The sequence below is a fragment of the Streptomyces sp. NBC_01454 genome, assembly GCF_036227565.1.
In the GTDB taxonomy this organism is placed as follows: domain Bacteria; phylum Actinomycetota; class Actinomycetes; order Streptomycetales; family Streptomycetaceae; genus Streptomyces.
The window spans coordinates 306,638-319,390 of sequence record NZ_CP109460.1 but is presented as its reverse complement, the minus strand read 5'-3'; the positions used below and the strand labels follow the sequence as shown (position 1 = coordinate 319,390).

The following is a 12,753-nucleotide window of genomic DNA, read 5'->3' as shown; positions in this document are numbered from 1 at the left end:
TGCGTGGGACCCGGGGGTGGCGGGCCGGCGGAGTCGACGCAGCCGGCGGCCGTCAGCGTGCCGCCGCCCGGGTGCGTCGTGCGCCGCGGCGGCCCGGCCGGGCGGGTGTCACGGGACGCGGGTGGCCGCCCTGATCAGCTGTGACGTCCTTCCAGGCTGATCAGCAACGTACGCAGTGCGGCATTGAGCTCGCGCTGCTGCTCGTCCGGGAAGGCGGACAGCAGCCGGCGTTCGGCCTCGGTCTTGGTGGCGAAGACCTGTGCGGCGCGTACGCGGCCGGGCTCGGTGAGGGTGACCAGGATGCTGCGGCGGTCATCCGGGGCGATTTCCCTGCTGACCCATCCCTTGGCCTCGAGGCGGGAGACGCGATTGGTGACGGCTCCGGTGGTGAGCTGCATCTGTTCCATCAGATCCTTGGCGCTGACGCGGTGGTGCGGCAGCGCCCTGTACAGGCAGGCCAGCAGCTCCAGTTCCCACAACTCGATGCCATGGCCCGCGAGTTCGCGCTTGAGCTCGATCTCCATGTGGTGCGCCACCCGTCGCAGCCGGTACACCAGCGCCTTGGATTCCAGGTCGGCGCTTTCGTGCGCACGGGCGATGACATCGATCATGCCGTCGATGCGGTCGCGGGGGGAACTTTCGGTCACGCGCCGGATCCTAGCAGCGCGTTGACAGGTAGGCGAACATTAATTAGCTTCACGTTAAGGCAATTGGCTTCACGCAGTGGAGGGGATCCGCATGGCGCGCACGGGGCGTGAAAGGCTCGGCCAAGTCGTCACCCTGGCCGGAATGGCGGCGGCTCTGCCGTCGGTATGGCAGACCGTCACCCACATCACGGACGACACCTATCGGACGCCCGAGGTGCGGGACGGCGCCGGTCATGTGCAGTACCACATGGCCCGCGAGGCCCTGATCACGGCGGGGAGCCTGGCGGCCGTCGGGATCGGCGTGCTGGCCGGGCCGCGGCGCGGCAGGCAGCTGTGGGGAGCGATGGCCGCCGCCGGTGCCGGCTTCGCGACGGCGATGTGGTCCGGCGGACCCACGACGGGCGTCTGGGCGCCCCACGCCAAGGCACTCGCGGTGCACCTCGCCTCCACCACCGGTCTCGCCGCGGGCGTCTGGCTGCTGCGCCCCGAGCGGGGGCGCCGATGAGCACCGAGGTGATCGTCGCGGGGGGCGGGCCGGTGGGGCTGCTGACCGCCGCGCTCCTGGACGCGGCGGGGGTGAGCGTCGAGGTGCTGGAGAGCAAGGCCCGACAGAGCGAGCACTCCAAGGCCGCCGTGATGCACCCGCGGACCCTGGAGGTCCTCACGGTCCTGCGGACCGAAGACGGCCGGCGGCTCTCCGATGTCCTGGTCTCGCTCGGGCGCACCGAACCGGTCGCCTACTTCGCCGTCCTGCCCGACCCGCTCGACTACACCGGGCTCGATACGCCCTATCCGTTCCTGCTGGTGATCCCGCAGGCGACGACGGAGCGGGTGCTGGCGGAACACCTGCAACGGCGCGGCGTGCCCGTCCGCCACCGGCACGAGGTCACCGGGTTCACCCAGGACGACGACGGCGTGCGGGTGTCCGTCAACGGCTCCCTGCGTGAGGCCGGTTACCTGGTGGGCGCGGACGGTGCGCGCAGCCTCGTACGACGGGAGGCGGGCATCGACTTCCCGGGGACCCCGCCCTCGACGGTGGGATTCGTCGCCGATGTCACCCTGGCAGACCCTCCGGACCGGGCGCGGCACTTCTGGGATCACCGGCTGGGCCAGGTCAGCATCATCCCGTTCCCGGACGGCCGGTGCCGGGTGTTCGGCACCGCGGCCGAGGACACCGGACTCACTCCCGATCAGGTGCGCGTGCGTCAGTCGCAGGCGCTGACCGTCGAGGAGGTGCGTGACACCCTGCGGCGCGTGACCGGCACCGACCACGGGCTGCGCGAGGCGCTGTGGCTGTCCAAGGCCGGTGACACGACGCGACATGCCGCGCGGTACCGGAGGAACCGGGTCTTCCTGGCCGGCGACGCGGCCCATGTCCATTTCCCCGCGGGCGGCCAGGGGATGAACATCGGCATGCAGGACGCGGCGAACCTGGCATGGAAGCTGGCCGCCGAGATCCAGGGCCGTGCGCCGTCCCTGCTCATCGACGGGCCGGCCGCCTACGAGCGTGAGCGGGCCCCCATCGCCGCCCGGCTGGCCGCCAACACCCTGGCGCAAGGAGCCCTGTTCACCACCTTCACCCCGGCGGGGGCGGCGCTGCGGGACCTGATGAGCGGGCTGATCGCCAAGGGAGGTGAGACCGCCGACGACCTCGCCGCCTGGCTGTCCGGGCTGGGCCACTCCTATCCCCCCGCTACCCCCGGGCACCCCTTGGAGGGCTGCCGTGCACCGGACTTCGCGCTGGCGGACGGCTCCGTGCACCGCCGGCTGGCCGTCGACCGGTTCCTGCTCGCCGACTTCACCCCCGACGCCGCCTTCGGACACCTGCGCCCGTACGGTGCCGAGGTCGTCCGGGCCCTGCCGTGGTCGGGACTGTCCGCCGCGCTGATCCGGCCGGACGGCTATATCGCCCGCGCCTGGACCGCTCCCGACGTGGCGGGGGTGAGCGCGGCACTGGAGGACTGGACCCCCCCCCGCGGCAGACTTCCTGAAGAATGACGGGAAATCCGCTGGCTCCCTGAAGAAGTGACGGGGAATCAGCTACATGGTATGGCTCCCCTCACCCCTCACCGCTACCTTGGCCCTGCCCTCGGCGGTGTCCCCGCCGAGGGCGGCCCGCCGGATGGCCCCGACGGGTACCCCCGGCGAAGCGGGCAGCTGACATGAAGTCCTTGGTGCGTGCGGCGTGCGGCGCCCTGGCGATATGCCTCGTCCTCATGGGCATCGCCGTCTCCGGTGCGGGCGCGGCACCTGTCGCGCCGGCTGCCGCGCGGACCGCCATCACGCCCGGGGCCGCCGGCACGTCCGCCGGGTCGTGGACCGCCCCGCTGTCCACCCGAGGCCGCTACCTCGTCGACGCCGACGGCACACGCTTCCGGCTGAAAGCGGGGAACTGGGATGGCGCGCAGGGCTCCTGGAGCGGCTCGGGTGACAGCAATGAGGCGTCCAGCCACCACAGCGGCCAGGATTCCCACGGCATTCCGCTCGGCCTGGACCGCGTCGCCCTCCCCGCGCTGCTGGCGGACTTCCGCGCGCTGGGCCTCAACAGCATCCGGCTGCCGTTCTCGAACGAGATGATCCGTGCGACCGCCCCGGTACCCGATGCCGCGGTGGCCGCGAACCCGCAACTGCGCGGCAGGACACCGCTGCAGATCTTCGACGCGGTGATCGCGGCCCTGACCGCGGACGGCTTCGCCGTCATCGTCAACAACCACACCTACACCACCCGATGGTGCTGCGGCCTCGACGGCAACGAGCGCTGGAACAGCCACCAGAGCACCCGGCAGTGGGCCGACGACTGGGTCCTGATGGCCCGCCGCTACCGTGACAACGCCCGGGTCGTCGGGGCGGATCTCTACAACGAAGTGCGCCGCGACGTCTGGGACGACCCCAACTGGGGCCTGGGTGACGACCACGACTGGCAGGCCGCGGCCCAGGAGGCGGCGGACCGGATCCAGACCGAGGCCACCCCCCGCCTCCTCCTCATCATCGAGGGCATCAACTGGACCGGCCTGCCCGTGGACGGCCTGCCGCACGGCCGCCCCACCCTCACCCCCGCCCGTACCCTCTCGCACACCCTCCTCGTCTCCGGCAAACTCGTCTACTCGGCCCACTTCTACGGCTACACGGGCCCGCACCACAGTGGCGCCACGGGGCTGGGGGAGACCAGCGATCCCCGCTATCAGGACCTGTCCCGCGATCAGCTGCGCGCCGTACTGCACGATCAGGCGTTCTTCGTCTCCCAGGAGACCGGACAGCACTTCACCGCACCCTTGTGGATCAGCGAATTCGGGGTCGGCGCCGAGGAGCAGGGGGCCGCGGCCCGCGCCTGGTTCGGCAATCTGACCGACTACCTCGCCGACACCGACACCGACTTCGCCTACTGGCCGCTCGTCGGGTGGAGCACCGACGGCCAGGGCCGGCCGGGCGGCGACAGCTGGGCCCTGCTGCGGTACGACAACGCCGGGCAGCGCAGCGGAGTCCTGGACGGTAACGACTGGCGCGCGGCCGCATGGAAGCGGCTGATTACGGCCCCGCAGAGGACCGGCCCGGTGCCGCTCACGCCCGCGTGGCACATGCTCACCCTCGACCACCGGGACTTCGTGCAGTCCCTGAGCACCCGGGCCCTGGGCGACTGGGACAACGGCGCCCGCAAAGCGGCCTGCCCCGACGGCGAACGGCTGATCGGTATCGGCCACACCCAGGGCCGGGGCCTGTGCACCGACGCGCCCACGGCCCGCGACCTGCGTCGGCCCGACGGCGTCCCTCAGGTCGTCCGCGACGAGCGGTACGTCCCCGCGGGCGGCGACTGGGCTCCCGGCTACAGCAAACTCCAGTGCCCCGAGGGCGACTTCCTCACCGGCTACAGCCTGCGCGGTGAGCGGGTCTCCGCCGCCCTGTGCATGCCCGCCCGGGTCCCGCTCGGCGCCGGTGGCGCAACGGTGTGGTTCGACCGCGGCGACCACCGCCCGCCCGATGACCCCGGCGGCGACTTCGCCCACGGCCGCCTCAAGGGCCAGTGCGCCTCCGACACCTACGCGGCCGGCATCGCCTACACCCACCGCCCAGGCCACCAGGGCACCCCCGACGCCCTGTTGTGCCGTCCGCTCTCCTGACGGGGCGCCGAGGGGGCACGCCTCAGCCGAGGAGGTCCCTCAGACGCCTGGACTGGCGCTCCACCGCGTCGGCAGGGTTTCGCCGGTTGCTGTTCCTGGCGTCGAACAGCAACAGGAACAGCCAGACGAGGGCAAGCAGACGGCGGTACTCCCGCAACCGGCCCCGCTCCGCCCGGGTGAGCGCGAAGTGGCCGAGAAACGAGGAGACATCGAGGGGGTGCTCCGCCCAGCTCGCCACATGCTCGGTGATCTCCGCCAGCTCGAAGGGCCGGTCGCTGCGGCCCGAGTCCTCGAAGTCGACGATCCGGACGGTGGAGCCGTCCCAGAGGAAGTTCGCGAGATTGCCGTCCCCGGCACCCAACACCCGGGGAACCGCCGGCGGGCCGGGCTCGTCGAGGTGCGCCGACGCCAGCCAGGCGAGGCCGGCGTCCATGGCCTGTGCCACCGGCCCGCTGACATCCGGTCGCGTCCGGGGCGTCCAGCGGTGGATCCTGGCGACGAGTTCCGCGGCGAGATCCGGCCGGGGCGGGACCTGACCCAGCGCCTCGGGTGGCACCGCGGCGTGCAGCCTGTGCAGGGCTGCCGCCAGCGCGCCGACCTGTTCGTCCGACAGGGCCCGCCCCCGCATCGGCACACCGGCCAGCCGCGACATCACCACCACGGGCTCGTCGGCGGCCAGATCGCAGTCCCACGGCTCGGCCGCCAGCCCGGGAGCGTGCACGGCCAGCAGGGTCAGTGCCCGCCACTCACGCTCACCACCCGCCCGATCCGTCCCCCGAAACCGCTTGATGACTCGGTCAGGCAGTAACTCGACCGTATGCGTGCAGTGTTCGGGCACCATGACGGCGATCCTGACAGACGGCGGCGGCCCGCCGTGCGTTTCTGGGGTCGCTATACGATCGCGGCATGACATCCGAGAGGCTCGTGGCACCGCACGGAGAGGGTGCGCACAAGGTGCATGCCGATGAGGCGGACATCGACATGTCCCTGGTGCGTCGGCTGCTCGGTGCGCAGTTTCCGCAGTGGGCGGACCTTTCGCCGGCGGCGGTGGACTCCGTCGGCACCTCGAATGCGATGTACCGGCTCGGCGCGGACATGGTCGTCCGGCTCCCGCGCATCGCCGGGGCGGCCAACGACGTGGAGAAGGAACACCGCTGGCTGCCGCGGCTCGCCCCCACGCTCCCGGTGGCCGTTCCCGCACCGCTGGGGAAGGGGAGGCCCGGCGAGGGCTATCCGTGGCCGTGGTCCGTCTACCGCTGGCTCGACGGCGGGAACCCGGCGCTCGGCCGCCTCGCCGCACCCGGTCCGTTCGCGGCGGACCTCGCGGAGTTCGTCGCCGCGTTGCAGCGCATCGCTCCCATGGACGGTCCGCCGGCCTACCGCAGTGAGCCCCTGTCGGCGCGGGACACCGCCACGCGTGCGGCGATGGCGGAACTCGACGGCATGGTGGACACCGAAGCCGCGGCCGCGGTGTGGGATTCGGCCCTGCGGGCAGCTGCCTGGCCCGGCCCCGCCGTCTGGATCCATGCCGACCTGCAACCGGGGAATGTGCTGCTCGACCGTGGACGGCTCAGCGCCGTCATCGACTTCGGGTGCTTCGGCCTGGGTGATCCCGCCGTCGATGTGATCGCGGCGTGGTACCTGCTGCCCGCCGACGCGCGCGGCGTCTTCCGTACGGCCCTGGGAGCGGACGACGCGACCTGGACGCGGGGGCGCGGCTGGGCGCTGTCCATCGCGCTCATGGAACTCCGCTACTACCGGGTCACCCACCCGGCCATGGCGGGCATCGCACGGCAGGTGATCCGGGAAGTCCTCCTCGACCACGCGGGTGGCGGCTGATCCGCGGCCACCCGCCGCGCGGTGACCGTTGCCGGTGATGATCGTTCCCAGGTGGTGAAGAGAATCGTCACCGCCTCGGTCCTTGTCCTGCTCGCTCTCGCCCCGGCCGGGCCGGTACATGCCGACGGCCCGGAGCTGATGCCGCAGGTGGCGGGCCAGGGGCTGGTCTCCGCCTACCAGGCCCTCCACTACGACACCTCACTCCGGCTCAGGGACGGGCGGGGCGCGGGGCGCCATGTGCTGTGGCCGGCGAGCTGGAAGGTCTGCGCGCAGAGCCCGGAGGCGGGGACACCGCTGCAGGACCGGAAGGTCACGCTCGTCGTCGTCAAGAACGGCGAGTCCTGCCCGCTGTGAGCCACCACCGCGGCTCCGGCGCGGAGCACGGGTGTGAGTGGTTGAGGTACGGAAAGTGCCGCCGAGATTGATCTTGCTGGAGTTGGCCGACTCCGTCGGCGCTTCGAGCGGGAGTGGGGGGCGGGTCCTACTCCGCTGACGTGTGCGCCGTGGACCCGGCGCGAAGGCGCTGGGTGAGGAAGAGAGCCGCGCGGTCCAGTGCCTCGTCCGCCTCGTCCAGGACGCCGGCGAACGCCTGGAACACGTGCGGCACGTCGGCGGTGATGTCCAGGATGACGTCCACCCCGACCGACCTCGCACGCGCGGCAAGGCGCGTGGAGTCGTCCAGCAGGATCTCGTTGGTGCCCACCTGGATCAGTAGGGGAGGGAAGCCGGTCAGGTCGCCGAGGACAGCCGGACTGAGCAGGGGCTGGAGGGGGTCGGCTCCGGCGAGGTACATGGTCCCGGTGTGCTCAACGGCCTTACGGGTGAAGATCGGGTCGATGCCTTCCTTGGTGTCCATGCTCTCGCCCGTGCGGGTGGCGTCGAGGCCCGGGGAGAACGCCACGATGGCGGCGGGCAGGGGGAGGCCCGCGTCACGGGTGGCGAGGCAGCTGGTGACGGTGAGGCCGCCGCCGGCGGAGTCGCCGGCGAACGCGATGGTCGAGGGGTCTGTGCCGCTGTCGAGGAGGGCGCGGTAGGCACTCAGGGTGTCTTCGACCGCGGCCGGGAACGGGTGCTCGGGGGCAAGCCGGTAGTCCGGCGAATACGACCCGAAGCCGGTCTTGGCCACGAGGTGTCCCGTCAGCGACAGGGCGGTCTCAGGGGAGCCGAACACAAAGCCGCCGCCGTGGAGGTACAGGATCGTCCCGGCGCGGGGCCCGTTGTCCGGCTCGACATGAAGTGCGGGTCGGTTGCCGAGCGTTGTCCGCGTGGTGCGGATGGTGTCGGGCACGGTCATCCGGGCCATCAATGCCCTGAAGCCGGCTCGTAGCTCCTCGATCGACCGTGCTCCCTCGGGCTGCGGCTGCCGCAGCATCGCATCGACCTCGGCGCGCTGTGCCTTGCTCATGACGGTGCTCCCGCGGAAGTAGCTTCCAGTACACTATATGCCGTGGAATATACATCGCGTGCTGCGGCCGACCTGCCGGCCTTCTTCGCCGACCTCGTCCGGTGCGAGACGCGCCTCTACAACGCACTGAACGACCGTCTCCGTGAGCAGCACGGGATCGTCACCTCGCAGTTCGAGTTCCTGCGCTTCCTGCGCGAACGACCCGGAGCCCGGGTGGCGGATCTCGCCGCCGAGTTCGCCGTCGGCGTCGGGGCGACCAGCAAGGGCGTCGACCGTCTGGAGAAACAGGGATGGGTCGTCCGGCAGCCGAATCCATCCGATCGCCGGTCCTCAGTGCTGGCCCTGACCGACGATGGCTCGCAGCTCGTCGACGCGGCGGAGAAGACATTCACCAATGGACTCGCCGAGCTGATCGGAGACACGCTCGACGGTTCCTCCGCCTCGGCCGCCCTCCGCGCCCTCTCGAAGCTGCGCTCCGTGCTCGAACGCCACCGGATCGGCACGCCCACAGGCTGACGGACATCGCCCCGGCCCCGGGCGGGCCTGTGCCTCCAGTCGGCGCACCACCGCCCCCCACTACGCACACCCGGAGCACGGTCAGCCGCGCGGGATACGTCCCTTGCTCTCCATGGCGGTCCGCACCCGTGCCTCGGCCAGCCGGCGACCGGCGGTGTGCGGGGTGACCTCCTGCTGCCGGGCCTCGTCCAGGACGGTCACCGTGTTGGCGCGCAGCTTCGCCGAGACCGTCTCGAAGATGCCGGCGGTCTCCGGGCGGAAGCCGGAGTAGCGGGCGTCCATGGCGAAGGCGGCCGCGACCACGCCGCCGGCGTTGGCCACGAAGTCGGGGACCACGGTGATCCCGCGCTCCGCGAGGACGGTCCGGGCCTGCGCGGAGGTGGGCAGATTGGCGCCTTCCACCACGAGCTTCGCCTTGATCTCATGAGCCGTCCGGTGGGTGATCACGTCCTGTAGCGCGGCGGGCACCACGATGTCGCAGTCAACGGTGAGTTCGCCGCCCGCGGCGAGCGCGGTACCGCTGGGCCGGCGGGTGACGAAGTGGTCCCCGTGTTCCGCACGCGCCGTCAGCAGCGCGTCGATGTCGAGACCGCTGGGGTCGTGCAGCGCCCCGTGGGCGGTGGACACCGCCACGACGGTGGCGCCGAGTGCGGCGAAGCGCCGGGCGGCGGCGCTGCCCACCGCACCGAAGCCTTGAAGGGCGACCCGGGACCCGGCCAGGGACAGCCCCTGGTGCCGTGCCGCGGCGTCGGCGGCCTCGGCGACTCCGTAGCCGGTGACCCCGAGCCGGTCGTAGGCCACCCCGCCGAGATGTTCGGGGGTGCCGACGGCGGCACCGCGGTCGCCCAACTCGTCCTGGATGATGGCGGCGTCGTCCTCCGTCAGGCCCATGTCGAGCCCCATCACATACTCGCGGGGTACCTCGTTGGACAGTGCGCGGGCGAAGGCGCGCAGCACCGCCTCCTTGTCGCGGGAGGCGGGGTCGGCGACGATGCCGGCCTTGGCGCCGCCGTAGAAGAGATCGGCGGCGGCCCACTTCCACGTCATGACCCGGGCCAGCCGGGACACCTCGTCGACGGTCACGCCGGGGCTCATGCGGGTTCCGCCCTTGCCGATGCCGCGGGCGGTGTTGTCGATCACCAGGACGCCCTTCATCCCGGTCCGCCGGTGGGAGACGACGACGATCTTCTCGGGGCCCCACTCGTCGACGAGGGAGAGTGCATCAGTCACGGGTGTGTTCCTTATCGCTGGGAAGGGCGGGCGAGGCGGGCCGGCCGGACGTGCCGGACGGGGGCAGGGCGTGGGCGATCAGCTGGGCGAGATGGGTGCCGTGACGCGAGGTCTGCTGGGCGATCTGGGTGCGGCAGCTGAAGCCGTCGGCGAGGATCCGGGTGTCGGCTCCGGCCGCGCGCACCGCGGGGAGCAGCACCTGTTCGCCCGCGGCCACCGAGACCTCGTAATGGCCGCGTTCGAAGCCGAAGTTGCCGGCCAGACCGCAGCATCCGGAAGCGAGTGCGGTGTTGTCGACGCCCATCCGGGCCAGCAGGGTGCTGTCGGCGCCGAAGCCGGAGGTGGCGTGCTGGTGGCAGTGGGTCTGGCTGATCGAGCGGGCCTCGATCTGCGGGGGCTGCCAGCCGGGGGCGTGGTCGACGAGGAGTTCGGCGAGGGTGAGGGTGGACCGGCCGAGCGCCCGGGCGTCCTCGTCGCCGTCGAGGAGTGCGGGGAGATCGTCCCGGAGGGCCGCCGTACAGCTCGGCTCCAGTCCGACGACGGGGACACCGGCCCGGACGGCCGGCCGTAGTGCGGCGGTGGTCCGACGGGCGATACGGCGGGCGACGCCGAGCTGCCCGGTGGTGATCCAGGTGAGCCCGCAGCACTGGGTGCCGTCCGGCACCCGCACCCGGAAACCGGCGTGCTCCAGGACCGCCACGCCCGCGGCGAGGACCTCGGGACTGAAGTGGTTGTTGAACGAGTCGACCCACAGCATGACCGGGCCGCGCCGGCCGTCGCCCTGCGGGGTACGGCGGCGGAACCAGCTCAGGAAGGTCCGGTCGGCGAAGCGGGGAACGTCCCGCTGGGCGGCGATGCCGCCGAGCCGTTTGAGCGCCGGGGCCAGCCAGGAGGAGGTGAGCGCGTTGACCAGCCGGGGGATCCGGGCGGCCGGCCGTGCCAGCAGTGGCAGCCAGCCCATGGTGTAGTGCGAGGCGGGGCGCAGCCGCCCCTGGTAATGGTGGTGCAGGAACTCCGACTTGTAGGTGGCCACATCCACGCCCACGGGACAGTCGGCGCTGCATCCCTTGCAGGACAGGCACAGATCGAGGGCGTCCCGGACCTCGGTGGAGCGCCAGCCGTCGGTGATCACCTCCCCCTGGGTCATCTCGTACAGCAGCCGGGCGCGGCCGCGCGTGGAGTCCTTCTCGTCCAGGGTGACCCGGTAGCTGGGGCACATCACCTCGCCCCCTCCGCCGCTCGCCGAGCGGCACTTGCCGACACCGACGCACCGGCGGGTGGCCTTGGCGAAGTCACCGTCGTCGTGGGGGAACGGGAAGACGGTGGCCAGCGGCAGGGGAGTGCGGTGCGGGCTGACCCGCAGATGGGTGTCGACGGGCAGCGGCCGCACGATCATGCCGGGGTTGAGGCCGTTGTCGGGGTCCCAGGCGTTCTTGAACTCCTCGAACAGGGCGATGATCTCGGGGCCGTACAGGAGGGGCAGCAGCGCGGAACGGGCCTGGCCGTCGCCGTGCTCGCCGGACAGCGAACCGCCGTGCGCGGCGATCAGCCGGGCGGCTTCGGTGACGAAGGCGTGGAAGACGGCGGTCCCCTCTTCGGTGCTGAAGTCGAAGGTGATGCGGACGTGCAGACAGCCTTCGCCGAAGTGTCCGTAGACGGCGCCCTGGAGCTGATGGCGGTCCAGCAGCGCGGTGAACTCCCGCAGATAGGAGCCCAGTTGCTCGGGCGGGACGGCGGCGTCCTCCCACCCCGGCCAGGCTTCGTGCCCCTCGGGCGAGCGGGTGGCGAGTCCGGCGCCGTCCTCGCGGATCCGCCACAGCCTGCGGGCGCGCGCCGGATCGGCGATGACCTCGCTGCCGGTGCAGCCCGGGGCCTGCCGCGCGGCCGCGGCCAGCGCCTCGGCCTGCCGGGGAAGGGTCTCCGCGGTGCCGCCGAGCTCGGCGAAGAGCCAGGCCCGCGCGGCCGGCAGGGTGTCGATGGCGGCCCGGGTCTCGGGCCGGGTGACGATGTCGGTCAGCGCGTGGTCGAGTCCTTCCAGCGCCAACGGCTGGTGCCGGAGCAGTGCGGGGACCGCGTCGGCCGCGGCGCAGGCGTCCGAGAAACCGAGGACGACCAGTGCCCGCTCGGGCGGCGGGGCCAGCAGACGGACGGTCGCCGACAGCACGACGGCCAGCGTGCCCTCACTGCCGACCAGCGCCCGCGCGAGGTGGAAGCGCCGCTCGGGCAGCAGCTGTTCCAGCGCATAGCCCGAGACCTGCCGCGGGAACTGCCCCAGCCCGGTGCGCAGCACCGCCAGATTGCGCTGGGCGAGGCGGTGCAGCGCGGCGATCAGCTCCGCGCGGTCGTCCCCCGCGGCGATGGCCTCGTCGATCTCCTCCTGGGTCATCTCGCCGAGCCGGACCACCGTGCCGCGGTAGGTCACCACGTCGAGTTCCACGATGTTGTCGGCGGTGCGGCCCCAGGCGAGGGAGTGCGATCCGCACGCGTTGTTGCCGATCATGCCGCCCAGGGTGCAGCGGCTGTGCGTGGAGGGGTCGGCGCCGAACAGCAGACCGTGCCCGGCGGCGGCCGTCTGCAGCTCGTCGAGCACCAGGCCGGGCTGGACGGTCGCGGTCCGGGCGTGCGGGTCCAGCGCGAGCAGCCGGTTGAAGGAGCGGGAGAAGTCGAGCACCACGCCCGATCCGACGGCCTGCCCCGAGGTGCTGGTGCCCGCTCCCCGGCAGGTGACCGGCACGCCCAGGCGCCGGCACACGCCGAGGGCGTTGAGGATGTGCCGGCGCTCGCGGGGGAAGACCACGGCCAGCGGGATCCGGCGGTAGTTGGAGGCATCGGCCGAGTACCGTGCCCGGGTGCCGCGGTCGCCGGCGACCGTGCCGCAGTCCCCCTCCCGGAGGGCCTCGGCCACAGCTGCCGCATCGAGGCTGCCACGGCCCTGGGCTGTCGTGGTCACAGTTGCGTGCTCCTTCGTGCTCACCGGTCACCTTCCGCCTGGTCCCGACCA

General features: G+C 72.2%; 11 protein-coding genes. 6 read left to right on the top strand and 5 right to left on the bottom strand.

The genetic code is table 11. From position 1 onward, the window contains the following. Nucleotides 1-134: 134 nt before the first annotated feature. The gene (locus OIU81_RS00915) at nt 135-647 is read right to left on the bottom strand and encodes a MarR family winged helix-turn-helix transcriptional regulator (RefSeq protein ID WP_329142062.1); all 513 of its coding nucleotides are present in this window, start codon (nt 645-647) and stop codon (nt 135-137) included. A gap of 91 nt (nt 648-738) precedes the next feature. On the opposite strand from OIU81_RS00915, the gene OIU81_RS00910 reads away from it, so the two are divergent. The 3 genes from OIU81_RS00910 to OIU81_RS00900 all read left to right on the top strand — a co-directional run bounded on the left by OIU81_RS00910 (nt 739) and on the right by OIU81_RS00900 (nt 4,762). Continuing rightward, nucleotides 739-1,152: a hypothetical protein gene (locus tag OIU81_RS00910; protein WP_329142060.1), complete on the top strand. Its 414-nt coding sequence runs from the start codon at nt 739-741 to the stop codon at nt 1,150-1,152. Beyond that, complete coding sequence (locus OIU81_RS00905) at nt 1,149-2,645, top strand: FAD-dependent oxidoreductase (RefSeq protein ID WP_329142058.1); 1,497 nt, start codon at nt 1,149-1,151, stop codon at nt 2,643-2,645. The genes OIU81_RS00910 and OIU81_RS00905 overlap by 4 nt, the downstream gene beginning before the upstream one ends. 218 nt (nt 2,646-2,863) lie before the next feature. Next, nucleotides 2,864-4,762 carry a glycoside hydrolase family 5 protein gene (locus OIU81_RS00900; RefSeq protein ID WP_443074109.1) on the top strand — a complete coding sequence of 633 codons (1,899 nt, stop codon included), beginning with the start codon at nt 2,864-2,866 and terminating at the stop codon, nt 4,760-4,762. A 22-nt stretch (nt 4,763-4,784) separates the two neighbouring features. Here OIU81_RS00900 and OIU81_RS00895 read toward each other — a convergent pair whose 3' ends face one another. Continuing rightward, nucleotides 4,785-5,603, bottom strand: a complete 819-nt coding sequence (locus tag OIU81_RS00895) for a phosphotransferase (protein WP_329142054.1) — start codon at nt 5,601-5,603, stop codon at nt 4,785-4,787. A 65-nt stretch (nt 5,604-5,668) separates the two neighbouring features. Between OIU81_RS00895 and OIU81_RS00890 the strand changes: the two genes are divergently transcribed. Both OIU81_RS00890 and OIU81_RS00885 read left to right on the top strand, forming a co-directional pair. Further along, entirely contained in the window at nt 5,669-6,601 is a 933-nt protein-coding gene (locus OIU81_RS00890) for an aminoglycoside phosphotransferase family protein (protein ID WP_329142051.1), read from the top strand. A 51-nt stretch (nt 6,602-6,652) separates the two neighbouring features. Next, nucleotides 6,653-6,955, top strand: a complete 303-nt coding sequence (locus OIU81_RS00885) for a PASTA domain-containing protein (protein WP_329142050.1) — start codon at nt 6,653-6,655, stop codon at nt 6,953-6,955. Between the two features lie 127 nt (nt 6,956-7,082). On the opposite strand, the gene OIU81_RS00880 is transcribed toward OIU81_RS00885, so the two are convergent. Continuing rightward, entirely contained in the window at nt 7,083-8,006 is a 924-nt protein-coding gene (locus OIU81_RS00880) for an alpha/beta hydrolase (RefSeq protein ID WP_329142048.1), read from the bottom strand. 42 nt (nt 8,007-8,048) lie between these two features. Between OIU81_RS00880 and OIU81_RS00875 the strand changes: the two genes are divergently transcribed. Next, on the top strand, nt 8,049-8,522 hold the full coding sequence (locus tag OIU81_RS00875) for a MarR family winged helix-turn-helix transcriptional regulator (protein ID WP_329142046.1): 474 nt from the start codon (nt 8,049-8,051) through the stop codon (nt 8,520-8,522). Between the two features lie 81 nt (nt 8,523-8,603). Here the strand turns inward: OIU81_RS00875 and OIU81_RS00870 are convergent, their stop codons facing one another. Further along, complete coding sequence (locus OIU81_RS00870) at nt 8,604-9,752, bottom strand: Glu/Leu/Phe/Val family dehydrogenase (protein ID WP_329142045.1); 1,149 nt, start codon at nt 9,750-9,752, stop codon at nt 8,604-8,606. Further along, nucleotides 9,745-12,702: an FAD-binding and (Fe-S)-binding domain-containing protein gene (locus OIU81_RS00865; protein ID WP_329142043.1), complete on the bottom strand. Its 2,958-nt coding sequence runs from the start codon at nt 12,700-12,702 to the stop codon at nt 9,745-9,747. The genes OIU81_RS00870 and OIU81_RS00865 overlap by 8 nt, the downstream gene beginning before the upstream one ends. Nucleotides 12,703-12,753: the final 51 nt, after the last annotated feature.

Excerpts from the sequence above, each read along its gene's own strand:
- OIU81_RS00910 (WP_329142060.1), top strand. The coding sequence starts at position 739 with ATGGCGCGCACGGGGCGTGAAAGGCTCGGCCAAGTCGTCACCCTGGCC.
- OIU81_RS00905 (WP_329142058.1), top strand. The coding sequence starts at position 1,149 with ATGAGCACCGAGGTGATCGTCGCGGGGGGCGGGCCGGTGGGGCTGCTG.
- OIU81_RS00900 (WP_443074109.1), top strand. The coding sequence starts at position 2,864 with ATGGGCATCGCCGTCTCCGGTGCGGGCGCGGCACCTGTCGCGCCGGCT.
- OIU81_RS00895 (WP_329142054.1), bottom strand. The coding sequence starts at position 5,603 with ATGGTGCCCGAACACTGCACGCATACGGTCGAGTTACTGCCTGACCGA.
- OIU81_RS00890 (WP_329142051.1), top strand. The coding sequence starts at position 5,669 with ATGACATCCGAGAGGCTCGTGGCACCGCACGGAGAGGGTGCGCACAAG.
- OIU81_RS00880 (WP_329142048.1), bottom strand. The coding sequence starts at position 8,006 with ATGAGCAAGGCACAGCGCGCCGAGGTCGATGCGATGCTGCGGCAGCCG.